The organism is Bradyrhizobium sp. USDA 327, from assembly GCF_041262065.1.
In the GTDB taxonomy this organism is placed as follows: domain Bacteria; phylum Pseudomonadota; class Alphaproteobacteria; order Rhizobiales; family Xanthobacteraceae; genus Bradyrhizobium; species Bradyrhizobium liaoningense.
In genome coordinates this window covers 6,162,240-6,178,276 of the sequence record NZ_JBGCCW010000001.1, presented here as the reverse complement: position 1 = coordinate 6,178,276, position 16,037 = coordinate 6,162,240, and the positions used below count along the sequence as shown (strand labels likewise).

General features: G+C 66.0%; 12 protein-coding genes and 1 pseudogene. 6 read left to right on the top strand and 7 right to left on the bottom strand.

Annotation, left to right across the window (positions count from 1 at the left end):
* Nucleotides 1-43: 43 nt before the first annotated feature.
* The 4 genes from ABIA42_RS29245 to ABIA42_RS29230 all read right to left on the bottom strand — a co-directional run bounded on the left by ABIA42_RS29245 (nt 44) and on the right by ABIA42_RS29230 (nt 6,353).
* Nucleotides 44-814: a TIGR02186 family protein gene (locus ABIA42_RS29245; RefSeq protein ID WP_271531367.1), complete on the bottom strand. Its 771-nt coding sequence runs from the start codon at nt 812-814 to the stop codon at nt 44-46.
* Complete coding sequence (locus ABIA42_RS29240) at nt 811-1,728, bottom strand: sulfite exporter TauE/SafE family protein (RefSeq protein ID WP_271531369.1); 918 nt, start codon at nt 1,726-1,728, stop codon at nt 811-813. The genes ABIA42_RS29245 and ABIA42_RS29240 overlap by 4 nt, the downstream gene beginning before the upstream one ends.
* 338 nt (nt 1,729-2,066) lie before the next feature.
* Entirely contained in the window at nt 2,067-5,456 is a 3,390-nt protein-coding gene (locus ABIA42_RS29235) for a hypothetical protein (protein ID WP_370118681.1), read from the bottom strand.
* Between the two features lie 306 nt (nt 5,457-5,762).
* Nucleotides 5,763-6,353: a PadR family transcriptional regulator gene (locus ABIA42_RS29230; RefSeq protein ID WP_271531372.1), complete on the bottom strand. Its 591-nt coding sequence runs from the start codon at nt 6,351-6,353 to the stop codon at nt 5,763-5,765.
* Nucleotides 6,354-6,560: 207 nt separating this feature from the next.
* On the opposite strand from ABIA42_RS29230, the gene ABIA42_RS29225 reads away from it, so the two are divergent.
* The 4 genes from ABIA42_RS29225 to ABIA42_RS29210 all read left to right on the top strand — a co-directional run bounded on the left by ABIA42_RS29225 (nt 6,561) and on the right by ABIA42_RS29210 (nt 12,328).
* Complete coding sequence (locus tag ABIA42_RS29225) at nt 6,561-6,944, top strand: nuclear transport factor 2 family protein (RefSeq protein WP_028179840.1); 384 nt, start codon at nt 6,561-6,563, stop codon at nt 6,942-6,944.
* 95 nt (nt 6,945-7,039) lie between these two features.
* Nucleotides 7,040-8,830: an acyl-CoA dehydrogenase C-terminal domain-containing protein gene (locus ABIA42_RS29220; RefSeq protein WP_370118684.1), complete on the top strand. Its 1,791-nt coding sequence runs from the start codon at nt 7,040-7,042 to the stop codon at nt 8,828-8,830.
* Between the two features lie 57 nt (nt 8,831-8,887).
* Nucleotides 8,888-10,096: an acetyl-CoA C-acetyltransferase gene (locus ABIA42_RS29215; protein WP_271531377.1), complete on the top strand. Its 1,209-nt coding sequence runs from the start codon at nt 8,888-8,890 to the stop codon at nt 10,094-10,096.
* Nucleotides 10,097-10,114: 18 nt separating this feature from the next.
* Nucleotides 10,115-12,328 carry an FAD-dependent oxidoreductase gene (locus tag ABIA42_RS29210; protein ID WP_370118687.1) on the top strand — a complete coding sequence of 738 codons (2,214 nt, stop codon included), beginning with the start codon at nt 10,115-10,117 and terminating at the stop codon, nt 12,326-12,328.
* A gap of 80 nt (nt 12,329-12,408) precedes the next feature.
* Here ABIA42_RS29210 and ABIA42_RS29205 read toward each other — a convergent pair whose 3' ends face one another.
* The 3 genes and pseudogenes from ABIA42_RS29205 to ABIA42_RS29195 form a co-directional block, all read right to left on the bottom strand.
* Nucleotides 12,409-12,750, bottom strand: a complete 342-nt coding sequence (locus ABIA42_RS29205) for a hypothetical protein (protein WP_370118690.1) — start codon at nt 12,748-12,750, stop codon at nt 12,409-12,411.
* A gap of 310 nt (nt 12,751-13,060) precedes the next feature.
* Nucleotides 13,061-13,369 (bottom strand): hypothetical protein, encoded by a 309-nt coding sequence (locus ABIA42_RS29200; protein ID WP_370118693.1) that lies wholly within the window; start codon nt 13,367-13,369, stop codon nt 13,061-13,063.
* A 236-nt stretch (nt 13,370-13,605) separates the two neighbouring features.
* A pseudogene (locus ABIA42_RS29195) lies at nt 13,606-13,946 on the bottom strand (glutathione transferase GstA); the annotation flags it as partial.
* A 107-nt stretch (nt 13,947-14,053) separates the two neighbouring features.
* On the opposite strand from ABIA42_RS29195, the gene ABIA42_RS29190 reads away from it, so the two are divergent.
* A complete protein-coding gene (locus ABIA42_RS29190; protein ID WP_028179834.1) occupies nt 14,054-14,548 on the top strand; it encodes a MarR family winged helix-turn-helix transcriptional regulator in 495 nt (164 codons plus the stop codon).
* Nucleotides 14,549-14,646: 98 nt separating this feature from the next.
* Complete coding sequence (locus ABIA42_RS29185; RefSeq protein ID WP_271531382.1) at nt 14,647-16,017, top strand: glutamate--cysteine ligase; 1,371 nt, start codon at nt 14,647-14,649, stop codon at nt 16,015-16,017.
* The last annotated feature ends 20 nt before the right edge of the window (nt 16,018-16,037 follow it).

The following is a 16,037-nucleotide window of genomic DNA, read 5'->3' as shown; positions in this document are numbered from 1 at the left end:
GGGACAAGCCCGGGCATGACGGCGACGAGGCAGTATGCGCCCATCAATCCTTCCTGAACACGATCGACGCCATCCAGCCCGTCATCAGCGCCATCGCCACCGTGGCCAGACCGTACAGAAACCCGTTGTGCCGTGCGGTGGTCGCGACGAACTGCTCGAAGCCGACCTTGACGATCTCGAACGCGGTCTCGGTCTTGCCGATGAATGCGCCGTTCGCAAACAGCTTGATCTCGATCTCATAGGTCCCGATCGGCACCTCCGCGGGCAGTGGAATGCCGGTGCGGAACAGCGTTGGTGTCAGGAACGTCACCGCGCCCGGATCCTCGCGATAGAGGCCGCGCTGGGTGCGCAAGCGAATGAAGGCCGAGCGGAACGCATCGTTCGGCACCACGTCGGCGTAGTCGCCGCCGACCCGCTGCGTCAGCAGCACGTTGTTGAGCCCGATCTGCTGCCGCCGTGCGATCTCGGGCGAGGTGATCGCGTCGAAGGGGCGGTTGGCGAACAGTGCGAGATAGCTCGGCACCTGCAGGAACTGCCGGTAGTCGGTGTTGATCCAGATGCCGAAGGTGCGCTCCTTGCGCCGTGTCACCATGTCGGCGCGCGGGCCCCTCACGGTGACGACGAGATCGTAAGCCGTGCGGTCGGCCGGCGTCGTGGCGTCCCTCTCGACCGAGCCGAACAGCACCAGCTCCTCGCCGGAATAGTTCGGTGTCACCGTGACGCGGTGGTTGGAGACCGACACGATCAGCCGCTCGCCCCGCGCAGCGTCGCCGAGCAGCAGGACGAGAACGATGGCGAGAAGCGTGCGCGTCATCCGCTCACTCCCAGCTCGCGAATGGTGAAGAGATCCGAGGGCTGGATCACCAGCTCGATCGCGAAGCGGACGCCGACCGAGAGGATCAAGAGGCCGAGCAGCAACCGCAGCTGCTCGCCGCGGATCTTCTGGCCGGCGCGGGCGCCGAACTGCGCGCCGGTGACGCCGCCGACCATCAGGATCAGCGCCAGCACGGCGTCGACGAGGTGGTTGGTCACGGCGTGCAGCATGGTCGCGAACAGCATCGTGACGAGCGTCAGCACCATCGAGGTCCCGATCACCGTCGAGGTCGGCACCCTGAGCAGATAGATCATGATCGGCACCAGGATGAAGCCGCCGCCGATGCCCATGATGGCGCCGATGAAGCCGATCACGATGCCGACCACCACGACCGGTATCACCGAGAGATAGATCTTCGAGCGCTTGAACCGCATCTTCAGCGGCAGGCCATGGATCCAGTTGTGCGTGCGTCGCGGCGGCAGCGCGCCGCGCCGGGTCCGCATCAACGCGCGCAGGCCCTCGGAGAACATCAGGCTGCCGACGGTGGTGAGCAGCACGACGTAGGACAGCGCGATCATCAGGTCGAGCTGGCCGAGCGCGCGCAGCTGCGTGAACGTCCAGACGCCGAGTGCCGTGCCGGTCACGCCGCCGCAGAGCAGGACGCTTGCCAGCGCCGGATCGATCGCGCGCCGCCGCCAGTAGGACAGCGCGCCGGAAAACGACGAGGCCGCGATGTGGCTCGCGACGGAAGCGACCGCCACCGCCGGCGTGATGCCGATGAAGATCAGCAGCGGCGTCATCAGGAAGCCGCCGCCAATTCCGAACATGCCCGAGACGAAGCCGACCGCGGCGCCCATGGCGAGCACCAGGAAGACGTTGACCGGCAGATCGGCGATCGGAAGGTAGAGCTGCATTGAACCACGCACCGGCGAGACGGATCGACGAACGCGGAATGCTCGCGGAAAGGACGGAACGATTGCCGCGCCCCTCAATAGCGGAATTCGGAGCGGGGAGGGACCGGGAACTTCGCGCGTGGTGAATGGTGATGGAGAGAGCCTGAAGGAGACACGATGGTTGCGGCACCGAAGGTGCGCTCCCTCCCCCGCCTGCGGGGGAGGGTTGGGGAGAGGGTGTCTCCGCAGAGAGATTCCCCAAGAGGAGAGAACCCCCACCCGCCGCGCTTCGCGCGTCGACCTCCCCCGCGAGCGGGAGAGGTGTACCGAGTCCGCGGCACGTTGATCGGATCTAAAACCTAATTCGCCGCCGAAGCCGAGCGCTTGGTCGCGACGGCCTTCGGCGCCGGCTTAGCGCTTGCCTGCGGCGCGGTGTCCCAGCCGCCGGCGGGCGCTGAGACATTGACGGCATCGTCAGGCTGCGGCTCGGCGCTGAAAGTCTGGATCGCGAGCTTGGCGGCGGCGAGCGACTGCGGGTCGAGGCGCTTGGCGACGTCGTCGCGCTTGCCGGCTGCGTCCGCATCGCCCTGCGCGGCCGCCAGGCTGAACCATTTGTAGGATTCGGCGAGGTTCTGCTCGACGCCGATGCCGCGGGCATAGAGGATGCCGAGGTTGAACTGGCTGTCGGCGACGCCGCGGTCGGCCGCCTTGCGGAACCACTGCGCCGCGCTCTTGTAGTTGGCGCCGCGCCCACCGCCGTCGGCGTCGAGCACCGCGAGATTGTGCATCGCCTTGGCGTTGCCGCGCTCGGCGGCCTGGGTGTAGTAGCGGCGGGCGATGTCGGCGTCCTTCTTCACGCCAAGGCCCTTTTCGTAGAGCGTGCCGAGGCGGAAGATCGCGGGCACCACGCCGGCCTGCGCCGCGCGGTCGTACCACTTCGCCGCTTCGTCGTAATTCGTGGCGACGCCCTTTCCTTCGGCAAAGCGCACGCCGATCTCGTAGGCCGCGGTTGCATCGCCTTTCATCGCGGCGGTGCGCAAGGCCGGGCCGCCGATGCCGTCAGGCAGTCTCTCGCTCGGCGGCACCTGGACGAGGCCGAGCCTGGTGCGGCTCGTGCCCGACAGCGCGCCGGTGACGTCGCTGGAGGCCGGCGGGGCCGCGGCAGGGGCCGGCGGGATCTCGACCGAGGCCGAGTTGCCCGGAATGGCGGTTTGCGCCGGCGCGGCATTGTTCTGGGATTGCCGTCCGATCGGCGTCGGCGACGTCATCGACGGCGTGATCTGCTCGGGCGTGGCGGGCTTGGTCTCGACCGGGGGCGGCGGGGCCAGCGGCGCGGGCGGGGTGGACGTATCGTCCATGGCCTGCGGCGCCTGCGGCGGGCTGCCGCCTTCGAGCAGGTTCATCGCCATCTTGAAGGTGCCGAGCACGATCACGACCACGCTCGCGCCGACCAGCAGCGAGCGGATCTTCGAGGTGATGGTCGAACCGCCGTCCTTGCCCTTGTCCTTGGACCGGTCAGCCCCTGCCTTGGCGGCGCGGCCGGTCTTTTCCGGCTGCGCGGCGGCGGCTTGCGCGGCGCGGCGTGCGGCCGCGATGAAGCTCGACGACGACACCGGCTCTTTCGGCGCGGTGGCAATTCCGCTGATCGCGCTCTCGGAGGCGGCGATGCGCTCCGACGGCGTGGCGAGGCGTCCGCCCGGCCGCGTGCCCGGCTCGAGCGGATGATCCGGCGGCAATTCCGGCGCGAGCGCGGCCCTCGCGGGCGCGGTGTGTGGCTCCAGGATTTCGCTGATCGCACGCGGCGGCAAGGGTGGGGCGACTTGCGGTGCTGCGGGCACCGGCGGCGGCGCAACCGGCGCGGCCGCGTGGAATTCGCGCGGCGCGGCGACGAAGGAGGCTTGCGCACCCTGCGCGGCGGCGGGATTGGGCAGCTCGGGCTTCGGATCGTATTTCGGCTGCTGCGGTTGTGGCCGCGGCTCGCGCGCCATCGGCGCCGACTCCATCGGAGCGGCCATCGGCATCGGCTGCGGCGCCGGCACGGTGCGCACCGCGCGCAGATCGCCCTCGATCATCGAGAGGCGATCGACGACGTGGCCGAGCGCGCTGTGGACGGCCTCGAGCGAGTCCTGGGTGTGCCGGTTGGTTTCGGCCTGGCTGAAGCGGATGTCGGAGAGCTCGCGCTTGACGAGATCGACCATGCCGGAATCTGCGGGCGGTGCGGAGTTGCGGCTCTCGGCCAGCGCGGCATAGGTCGCCTGCTGCCGCTCGAGATGCCGCAGGATGTCGTGCAGCCCGTCCTCGACGCGGCTCAAATTGCCGTTGTGCGGATCGGAGGCGGCTTCGATCCGTTCCAGCAGATAGGAGACGCGCTGTTCGAGATGCGCGAAGGTGGACGCGGAATCGCTGCCGACCTGCATGCGGTCGAAACGGTCCGACAGCGCGCGGATCGCGGCTTCGAGGTGCTCGGTGCTCTCGGATGGCTGAGGCCGTTCGCGGGTTTCGAGCGCGGCGGTGAGCGCGGCGATGCGCTGCTCCAGCACCGCGAAGCTGTCGCCGTGGCCGGAGGCGCGGGTGATCTGGTCGACCTTGGACGACAGCAGCTGCACGTCCTCGGAAAGCCGTGCCAGCGCCTCGTTGGAAGCCACGTTGGAGACGATGCCGCGCAGCGCCGAGATCGCGCCTTCGAGCTGCTGCACAGTCGAGGGATCGTCATTGGCGCGCAGGATCAGATCGAGCTTGGCGCCGAGATTGCGGATCGCCTCGTCGTAGCCGGTGAGCTGCTCGGCCGGCGTCAGCGTGCGCAGCACCTGCTTGATGTCGGACAGCGCATGCTCGATGCCTGACAGGACCTGGCCGTCGGTGCCGTTGGACCGGGTCTCGTCGATGCGACGGTGCAGCGAGCGGATCTCGTTCTCGATCGATTCGATCGCGCGCCGCGGCATCGCCTCGGTGATGGCGGCACGGATTTCGGCAAGCTCGCTGCGGAAGGCGTTGATCGCCTGCTCGGTATTGTCGGGACGCTGCAACGACTCGATCTGGCTCGTGATCTTGAGCAGGTGGCGCTCAAGCGACGAAAAATCCGGTCCAGGCTGCGGTGGCGGCGGCGCGTAGGCAGGCGCCGGCGGCGCCAGGGGCGGCGCGTAAGGAGCGGCAGGCGCAAGCGGCGGCGCGGCACGCGGCGGCATCTGCCTGGGCGCAAAGCCGTCGAGCTCGCTCTGGCGCGCGGTGATCTCGGCGACCGCGACGTCGAACGAAGCCGGGCTCAGGGGCGGTGAGCTGCGATAGACCTGCGCGGCCGCGCGCTCGACCGCGTCGGCCTGGCGCTGGCGCGTGTCGACCGGGGCGGGGCGTGGGGCCTGCGGCTGCTGCGGTTGCCGCTGCGGGCGGGAGATTTGCGACAGGCGCGCATCGAGCCGCGAGATCGCATCGTTGAGCTGACGCGCGACGCCCTGCTCGCGCGAGACGTCCTGACGCGGGGCCGGCTTGGAAATCCGTTCGATCTGCTGGGTGATCGCGTCGAGCCGTTGGTGGATGTCCGCGACTTCGCGGCTCTCCTGACTGGGTCCTTGGCTCGGCATGTGCTGCGGACGCTGGTCGTAGGGTCCGCGAAAGTTCGGCGGGGCAGCCTCGCCGAGCGTGGAGTTCAGCCAATCGTTGAGTGACATGCCGGCTCTGTGCGCAGCAGCTTCGGCCCGCTCCCGGACGGATGGGTCGATGCCGTCAACACTCCACGATACGCGCGAATTCATGACTCTGTCCGGTTCCGACTCCGGCGCCCCACCCGGCGCCTCCAGCCTCCCCACGCGCCCCGGTTGCAAAGACAATCGAATTTGGCGCGGGTCGTCTGCCTCGAAAACCGACTTTTTCCTGTTACGGTAAATAACGAGTTAAGGAACGCGTCGCCGCTGTCTTAAAGTTGGGCGGGGAACTCGGGGTGACTAGCACCGCTGGTCGTCATGGCCGGGCTTGTCCCGGGCATCCACGTTCTTCGGTGCCGCGCGAAAGGTCGTGGATGGCCGGGACGAGCCCGGCCATGACGCAGCAATCCCGGCTCCTCACCCCTTCCCTTCGCGCTTGCCATCCTCGATCGGCACCACCGTGGCCTTGCCGCTCATCGCCGACAGCGCCTCGAGCGCTTCCTCGCAGAAGTCGGCCACCATCTGCTCGTGCCGGGCCCCTAAGCGGAGCAGGAGCAGGTTTCCAAGATCGAGCTTGCCCTCCGCCGTGCCGTCCGGAAAACGCTTCTTCAGGATACGCTCGTAATTGGCGTGGCGGTCGCGGTGGTGCTCGAGCCGGGCCATCAAATCGGCGCGCAGCGGCTCGATGTCGATGCTGTCGAGCGCGTGGAGGCGGACCAGGAGGTCGTCCTTGGTCGAGGCCGGTGTACTTGGCCGCGCGGCCCAGTGCCGCAGCGCTGTTCGACCCTCCGGAGTGAGCGTATAAACCAGCTTGTTGGGCTTGCCCGATTGCACGACCTCGCGTCCCTGGATGTAGCCGCGGTCGCGCAGCTTGGAGAGCTCGCGGTAGATCTGCTGGTGGTCGGCCTTCCAGAAGAAGCCGATCGAGGAATCGAACGTCTTGGCGAGCTCGTAGCCCGTCATCGGACGTTCCGTCAGGCATGCGAGGATCGCGTCGCCCAGTGCCATGACCGGCCTCCTGTTCTCTCGACCTTATGGCTTGACTTTATGCGCATCGGCGCATATGCGTCAATGTGCATATGAGGCGGCTGAAGGGCCGGGCGAAAGACCCGTCCCGAAAACCCAGCGGAATCAACCTTCTCGCTACTGTGCAAGGGGTTGCTTTCGCGTTTTTTGCCAAGGCTCCTGGAAAGCCCTTTAGGGAGGCACCCGAGAATGACCGGCCTCGATTCCTGGTACGCCTACATGAAGTCTCATGACCGCACCGCGCTCTGGGATCTTCTGCACCCCGATGCCGTGTTCGAAAGCCCCGTCGTTCACACGCCGCAGCGCGGGCGCGACATCACGTTCAAATATCTCTCCAGTGCCGAACAGGTGCTCGGCGGCCCGACCTTCACCTATGTGGGTGAGTGGAGGAACGAGCGCGGCGCCGTGCTCGAATTCAAGACCATGATCGACGGCATCGAGATCAACGGCGTCGACATCATCAGCTTCGACGGCGAGGGACGCATCACGCACTTCAAGGTGATGGTGCGTCCGCTCAAGGCGATCAACATGCTGCACCGTCTGATGGCCGAGCAGCTGGCTGCCCAATCATGACACTGCCCTGAGTTGCCGAACCCGCTAAGCTCGCGGGCAAACGCGCCGCGGGAACCGCACGAACATCATTTCAAGGCCCATGCCGGGAGAACCCCATGCCGATCTATAAAGCCCCCGTCGAAGACGTGAACTTCCTGCTGAACGACGTCTTCCAGATCGACCGCTACGACAATCTGCCGGGCTTCTCCGACGCGTCGAGCGACGTGCGCGAGGCGATCCTCGGCGAAGCCGCCAAGCTCGCCGAAGAGGTGCTGCAGCCGCTGAATCGTGTGGGCGATCTCGAAGGCTGCAAGCGCGCCGACGACGGCAGCGTCACCACGCCGAAAGGCTTCAAGGAAGCGTTCAAGCAGGTCGTCGAGGGCGGCTGGCTCGGCCTGTCGGCGCCGACCGAATACGGCGGCCAGGGCCTGCCGGTGACGCTGAGCCAGGCGGTCAACGAATTCCAGATCTCCGCCAACATGGCGTTCTCGATGTATGGCGGCCTGACCATGGGTGCGACCGCGGCGCTGCTGGTGCACGGCACGCCCGAGCAGAAGAAGACCTACGTCCCGAAGATGGTGGCCGGCGAATGGACCGGCACCATGAACCTCACCGAGCCGCATTGCGGCACCGACCTCGGCATGCTCCGCACCAAGGCGGTGCGCCAGCCCGACGGCAGCTTCAGGATCACGGGCACCAAGATCTTCATCTCGGCCGGCGAGCACGATCTCGCCGACAACATCATCCACCTCGTGCTCGCCCGCATCGAGGGTGCACCCGCCGGCATCAAGGGCGTGTCGCTGTTCGTGGTGCCGAAATTCCTAGTGAACGCCGATGGCTCGGTGGGCGCCCGCAACGGCGTCGTCTGCGGCTCGATCGAGCACAAGATGGGCATCCACGGCAATTCCACCTGCGTGATGAACTACGACAACGCCACCGGCTGGCTGATCGGCGAAGAGAACAAGGGCATGCAGGGCATGTTCGTGATGATGAACGAGGCCCGTCTCGGCGTCGCCGTGCAGGGCCTCGCGCAGTCCGAGGTCGCCTATCAGAACGCCGTCGCCTATGCCCGCGAGCGCATCCAGGGCCGTTCCCTCACCGGCGCCAAGGCGCCGGACAAGCCGGCCGATCCGATCATCGTGCATCCCGACGTGCGCCGCACGCTGCTGTCGATTCGCGCCTTCAATGAGGCCGCACGTGCCTTCGTGATCTGGACCGCGCTGAAGAGCGACGTCGCCCACCGCTCCGAGGATCCCAAGGACCGCCAGGCCGCCGACGACCACATGGGCCTGATGACGCCGGTGCTGAAGGGCTTCCTCACCGACTACGGCTTCGCCAACGCGGTGCAGGCGCAGCAGATGTATGGCGGCCACGGCTACATCGCCGAGCAGGGCATGGAGCAGTTCGTGCGCGATGCGCGCATCGCGATGATCTATGAGGGCGCCAACGGCATCCAGGCGCTCGACCTCGTCGGCCGCAAGCTGCCGCGCGACGGCGGCCGCGCCATCATGGCCTTCTTCGGCGAGGTCATGGCCTTCGCCAAGGAGAATGGCGGCGACGAGGCGCTCAAGCCCTTCATCACGCCGCTCTCCACCTCGCTCGGCCACCTCCAGCAGGCCACCACCTGGCTGATGCAGAATGCGATGGCGAAGCCGGACAATGCCGGCGCTGCCGCCACCGACTACCTGCATCTCTTCGGCTTCGTCGCGCTCGGCTATATGTGGGCGAAGATGGCCAAGGTGACGCAGGCGAAGATTGCCGAGAGCGGGGCGACGCCCTATCTCTCGACCAAGCTCGTCACCGGCCGCTTCTTCATGGAGCGGATGCTGCCGGAGACCGCGGCCAATCTCGCGCGCATCCAGGCCGGCTGCGCCACCATCATGGAATTGCCGGCGGAAGCTTTCTGAAGCCTGCTCCCGCCGCCGTTTCCCAATAGCTTTTGAACATCACATCAGGAGGGCGTCATGCCTGAGGCATTCATCTACGACCACGTTCGCACCCCGCGCGGCCGCGGCAAGGCGGACGGCGCACTGCACGAGGTCACGGCGCTTGCGCTCGCCACCGTGCCGCTGAAGGCGCTGAAGGACCGCAACAACCTTCCCGAAGATTCGGTCGACGACGTCGTGCTCGGCGTGGTCGATCCCGTCGGTGAAGCTGGTTCCGACATCGCGCGCTTCGCCGCGCTCAAGGCCGGTCTCGGCGATGCCGTGCCCGGCGTGCAGATCAGCCGCTTCTGCGCCTCCGGCCTCGATGCCGTGAACTTCGCCGCCGCGCAGATCATGAGCGGTCAGCATGAGCTGGTGATCGGCGGCGGGGCCGAATCCATGAGCCGCATCGGCATCGGCGCCTCCGGCGGCGCATGGCCGATGGATCCCTCGATCGCGGTGCCGGCCTATTTCATGCCGCAGGGCGTCTCGGCCGATTTGATCGCGACCAAATATGGCTTCTCGCGTGACGACGTCGACGCCTACGCCGTGCAGAGCCAGCAGCGCGCGGCCAAGGCCTGGGACGAGGGGCGCTTCGACAAGTCGGTGGTGCCGGTGAAGGATATCAACGGCCTCACGATCCTCGCCAAGGACGAGCACATGCGTCCGTCGACCACGATGCAGTCGCTGGCGCAGCTGCAGCCGTCGTTCACCATGATGGCGCAGATGGGCGGCTTCGACGGCGTCGCGGTGCAGTCGCATCCCGAGATCGAGCGCGTCAACTACGTGCACCACGCCGGCAATTCATCGGGCATCGTCGACGGCGCCGGCGCCGTGCTGCTCGGCAGCAAGGAAGCGGGCGCGAAGTACGGCATGAAGCCGCGAGCGAAAATCCGCGCGTTTGCCAATATCGGCTCCGAGCCCGCGATGATGTTGACCGGTCCGGTCGACGTCACCGAAAAGCTGTTCGCGCGCTCGGGCATGAAGAAGTCCGACATCGACCTGTTCGAGCTCAACGAGGCCTTCGCCTCCGTCGTGCTGCGCTACATCCAGGCTTTCGACATCGACAGCGCCAAGATCAACGTCAATGGCGGTGCCATCGCGCTCGGCCATCCGCTCGGCGCGACCGGTGCGATGATCCTCGGCACCGTGCTCGACGAGCTCGAGCGCACCAACAAGTCCACCGCCCTGGTCACGCTGTGCATCGGCGGCGGCATGGGCACCGCGACCATCATCGAGCGCGTCTAAGGGTAGGGAGCAACCAGCATGTCATACAAGAATTTCAAGGTTGAAACCGATTCCGACGGCATCGCGCTCGTCACCTGGGATATCCCGGGCCGCTCGATGAACGTGCTCGACGAGACCTCGACCAATGAGCTCGAGGCGATCGTCAAGGCGACCACCGCCGATGCGGCAGTGAAGGGCGTCGTCATCACCTCCGCCAAGGAAGCGTTCTGCGCCGGCGCCGACCTCTCCATGCTTGAAGGCATGAACCAGGCCTACGCCAAGGTGTTCAAGGAGCAGGGCGAGACCGCGGCGAACCAGATGCTGTTCGACCAGAGCCGCCGCTTCTCGCTGGTGCTGCGCTCGATCGAGACGTCGGGCAAGCCGTGGGCGGCCGCGATCAACGGCCTCGCGCTCGGCGGCGGCTTCGAGATCACGCTGTGCTGCCATTATCGCGTGGCCGCCGAGAATCCCAAGACGCGGCTCGGCCTGCCCGAGGTCAAGGTCGGCCTGTTCCCCGGTGCCGGCGGGACGCAGCGTGTGCCGCGCCTGGTGCCGCCGCAGGACGCGATGACGATCCTGCTCAAGGGCGATCCCGTCACGGTCGAGAAGGCCAAGGCGCTGAATTTGATTCACGCCGTCGTGCCCGCCGCCGATCTCGTCAAGGCCGCCAAGGACTGGATCAAGGGCGGCGGCAAGGCCGTCGCGCCCTGGGACGAGAAGGGCTTCAAGCTTCCGGGCGGTCCGGTGTTCTCCAAGGCCGGCATGATGATGTTCCCGGCCGGCAACGCCATCTACCGCCGCGAGACCTACGACAATTATCCGGCTGCGCGCGCCATCATGAGCTGCGTCTATGAGGGCCTGCAGCTGCCGATCGACGCCGCGCTGCGGGTGGAGTCGCGCTACTTCGCCTCGGTCTTGCGCTCGAAGGAAGCGGCCGCGATGATCCGCAGCCTGTTCCTGTCGATGCAGGAGCTCAACAAGGGCGCCCGCCGTCCCAAGGACGTGCCGCCGACCAAGGTGAAGAAGATCGCGGTGATCGGCGCCGGCTTCATGGGCGCCAGCGTCGGCTACGTCTCGGCCCGCGCCGGCCTCGACGTCGTCCTGATCGACCGCGACCAGGAGAGCGCCGACAAGGGCAAGGCGCATGCGCAGAAGGTGATCGAAGAGCAGATCAAGAAGGGCCGCGCCAAGCCTGATGACGCCGAGGCGCTGCTCGCGCGCATCACGCCGACCGCGGACTACGCCGCGCTGAAGGATGTCGACCTCGTCATCGAGGCCGTGTTCGAGGACCGCAAGGTGAAGGCGGACACATTCGCGAAGGCGCAGCAATATCTGAAGCCGGACGTGATCTTCGCGTCGAACACCTCGACGCTGCCGATCACCTCGCTGGCCGAGGGCTTCAAGGACCAGGGCAAGTTCATCGGCATCCACTTCTTCTCGCCGGTCGAGAAGATGATGCTGGTCGAGATCATCCTCGGCAAGAACACCGGCGATGTCGCGCTTGCGACCGCGCTCGACTACGTCCGCCAGATCGGCAAGACGCCGATCGTCGTGAACGACTCTCGCGGGTTCTTCGCCAACCGCTGCGTCGGCCGCTACGTCGCCGAAGGCAACGAGATGTTCTTGGAAGGCGTGCCGCCGGCGATGATCGAGAACTGCGCCAAGATGGCCGGCATGCCGGTCGGCCCGCTCTCGTTGTCGGACGAAGTCGCGCTCGACCTCGGCCTCAAGATCATGAAGGCGACGGAGGCCGATCTCGGCCCCAACGCCATCAATCCCGATCAGAAGAAGCTGATGGTGGAGATGGTCGAGAAGCAGGGCCGCCTCGGCCGCAAGAACGGCAAGGGCTTCTACGATTACCCCGAGAAGGGCAAAGGCCAGAAGAGCCTGTGGCCGGGCTTGTCAACGCTGCAGCCGAAGCAGCTCGACCCTGATACGATCGACATCGAGGAGCTGAAGCAGCGCTTCCTGGTGGTGCAGGCGGTGGAAGCGGCGCGCACGGTGGAGGACCACGTCATCACCGATCCGCGCGAGGCGGATGTCGGCTCGATCCTCGGTTTCGGTTTCGCGCCGTTCACCGGCGGCACGCTGTCCTACATCGACTTCATGGGCACGAAGAAGTTCGTCGAGCTCTGCCGCAAGCTCGAGGCGAAATACGGCTCGCGCTTCACCCCGCCGAAGCTGCTCGAGGAGATGGCTGCGAAGGGCGAGACCTTCTACGGCCGCTTCGCGCCGAAGAAGGCGGCGGCCTGAGAGAGACCTGTAGCCCGGATGGAGCGTGAGCGAAATCCGGGCACGCAGAGCCAAAAGGCCGGATCATTGATCCGGCCTTTTTATTTTCCGTCGCCGAACGGCGAGAATGCGCGCCCCGATACGGTCTCGCCGGCGAGACTGGCCGTCCAGCTGCCTTCGTCGCCGCGGCCGATCCGCACTTCAAAACGCCAGCCATTCTGGTTGGTGAAAGCGATGTCTGCGCCGCGCTTCGTCTTGGCGTAGCTGCACCGATATTCGGTCGGCCGGTCCGGAAAGACGATCTTTCCTTCCTTGCTCTCGAACACGGCCGAGGTGGTCTGTGGATGGATCATGAAGATGCAATCGCGCTGCGGTGAGATCGGCGTCGACAAGCCGAGAATCGCGAGCGGCGCACCGGCGGTCATGAGGACGATCATATTCATGAGGCAACTGTCTCCTTGAGATGATCCTTCGACGTCGTCGCCGATCACATGGTTCACGATGAAGAAGGGCTGGATCATCCACGCCAAATTCCTGCCGCAGCCACGCTCCGCCCTGGCACCGCTCTTGCTGATGTCTCCCCGGATGGCCCATTGGCATTGAAGGTGTCCCGCAATGATCCCCACGGTGTCTCAAGACAGCGCAGCCGGCGTTGCGGTAAGATACGCCCCCCTGCTGCTTCTGGGTCGGTCGTGGCGACGCCGCGGGCTCCTCCGGCGGCGCAGGAAAATTCCCTCGTGGTTCGGCCTGGTCCTACTCGTTCTCCTTCTCGATATCGCGATGGCCGTGCTCGCCTGGCTCGCCGTCGATGTCGTCCTGCATTGAGAGCTCGCCTCTGTACACGTAGAACGTCGCCGCCAAATAGGCGAGCTGGCCGGCAATCAGGCAGCCGACGACGATTGGAACGCCCGTCCAAAATCCAAAGCCTGAGCTCTGAAGGACCGTTGCTGTAACGATCGCGGTCGCCGGCGAGACCAGCAACAGGGTCCAGACTCGAAAGATGAGCCCCGTCGCCAGGCCAGTGATTGCGCTCGCGAGCAGGAGAAGGAGTACAGCCGTCACAATTGCTTCCCGGTCCAGTGGTCCGCGTCGTGTTCCCTCGCTGAAGCTGAGCCAAGTGGAGTGCTCTCACAAGGATGGTGACGGCCGCTGAGTGCACAACGCAGAGTTATTGTTAACCCTGACAATGCTCGTAAAATTGAAGTCAGTGCATCGCGAAAATATTCGGATTCAGCGAATGGTGCAGGCAGTGAGCCGAATCATCGATCCGAGTCTTCGTCGCCTCGCCTGTCCTTCTCTGCGAGCGGCGGACCAATGCTCCCGCGCAGCTCGGAGGTGAGGAATTTCAGCTTGTGGTGCTCGGAACTGTCGCGGGCCGGCGCCAGCGCCTCGGCCGAGGCCTGACGGCGATCTTCTGGACAATCACCGGGCCTTCGGTCACGATCTCGCCGCTGTCGAGGCCCGGCGCAGGACCCTGGCCCCCAGGGGTCAGCTTCAGACAGTCCTCGCCCATTTCGAGCTTCTTGGCGCCGATTCGACCTCGACCATCTCATAGGGCAGGCCGGCTGACGGGAGGGCCATGGGGGGACGGCGAGCAGGCACCAGCCGAATCCTGCGGTTTCGCGGAATTCCGCCTGATGCTTGGTTCGGCCGAAAGAGCAACTACATGCACCTGCTTGAAATAGTCAAGATTGATGCAGGTGCATCAAATGGAGTAAGAGACGGGCGACGAACTTGAGCGGGACCATGAAACGCAAACCATCGACCGAGGCAACGGCTGCCTGGATCCGCCTGATGCGGGTGCAGAGCCGCGTGCTCGATTGCGTCGAGCAGGACTTGAAGAAGGCCGGCTTCCCACCGCTGGCCTGGTATGATGCGCTGCTCGAATTGTCGCGGGCGCCCTCGGGCGAGCTGCGGCCGGTCGAACTCGAGCGGCAGATGCTGATCCCGCAATATTCCACCTCGCGGCTGATCGACCGCCTGGTCGACGAGGGCCTTGCCTCGCGGCGCGAATGCAAGGTCGACAAGCGCGGTCAGTTCGTCGAGATCACGGAAGCCGGCCGCGAGTTGCAGAAGCGGATGTGGGGCGCCTATTCGGCTGCGATCGAGAAATATGTCGGCTCGAAACTGTCCGATGCCGACGCCGTCAAGCTCAGCAATCTGCTCGATCGCCTGGGCTGCTCGTGCGGCGAGGTGAAACTGCCGCCCGCGGGCGTCAACGAAAGCATGCCGTCGCGATGATCGCGCGGCAAACCGCTCGTCCGCGCAACCGGTGGGTTCGCGGGCCATCCCTGTCACCGCGCGCGTTCGGTCGAAGCGCCTTTTGATTAGAGTTTGATATGGCGCGAGACCAGATCGATATGACGCCGCTGCAGTCACGCGACGAACTCGTCGCGTGGTTCGAGGCCGGCTGCAAGGACCCGTCCGAGTTCCGCATGGGCACCGAGCACGAGAAGACGCCGTTCACGCTCGAAGGCCACCGTCCGGTGCCGTACGAAGGTGCACGCGGCATCGGCGCGCTGCTCGAAGGCATGAAGCTCCTGCTCGGCTGGGAGCCGATCATGGAGAAGGGCAACATCATCGGCCTCTACGACGTCACCGGTGGCGGCGCGATCTCGCTCGAGCCCGGCGGACAGTTCGAGCTGTCCGGTGCGCCGGTCGAGAACGTGCACCAGACCCAGGGCGAGTTGATGGCGCATCTGGCACAGGTGCGCGAGATCGCAACGCCGCTCGGTATCGGCTTCCTCGGGCTCGGCATGACGCCGTCCTGGTCGCGCGCCGAAATCCCGATGATGCCCAAGGGCCGCTACAAGATCATGACCAATTACATGCCGAAGGTCGGTCAGTACGGCCTCGACATGATGTACCGGACCTGTACCGTGCAGACCAATCTCGACTTCTCCTCCGAAGCCGACATGGTCAAGAAGCTGCGCGTCTCGCTCGCGCTCCAGCCGGTCGCGACTGCGCTGTTCGCCAATTCGCCGTTCACCGAGGGCAAGCCGAACGGCTTCCTCTCTTTCCGGTCCGAGATCTGGCGCGACACCGACAACGCGCGCGCGGGCATGATGCCGTGGGCCTTCGAGGACGGCATGGGGTTCGAACGCTATGTTGACTACGCGCTCGACGTGCCCATGTATTTCGTCAAGCGCGGCGAGGAGTACATCGACGTGTCGGGCTCCTCGTTCCGCGCGTTCTTCGACGGCCGCAACAACAATCTTCCCGGCGAGCGTCCGACGCTGTCGGACTGGGCCAACCATCTCTCGACGATCTTCCCGGAAGTGCGGCTCAAGCGCTATCTCGAGATGCGCGGCTCCGACGGCGGTCCGTGGGGCCGCCTGCCGGCGCTGCCGGCGTTCTGGGTGGGGCTGCTCTACGACGACGTTTCGCTCGACGCCGCCTGGGACATGGTGAAGCACTGGACCGCGCATGAGCGTCAGGCCTTGCGCGATGACGTGCCGCGCTTCGGCTTCAAGGCGCGGATCAAGGACCGCTACCTGTTCGAGATCGCCAAGGAGTGCCTCGTTCTGGCACATGCCGGCCTGCGCCGGCGCGGCCGGATCGACCAGCTTGGCCGCGACGAGACCCGACACCTCGAGCCGCTCGATCGCATCATCGATTCCGGCCGGACGCCGGCGGAGGAGATGCTGGAGAAGTTCAACGGTCCCTGGAAGGGCTCCGTGGAACCGGTCTACGCGGAGTATGCGTTCTAGACCTTAAGCCAAACGATCGG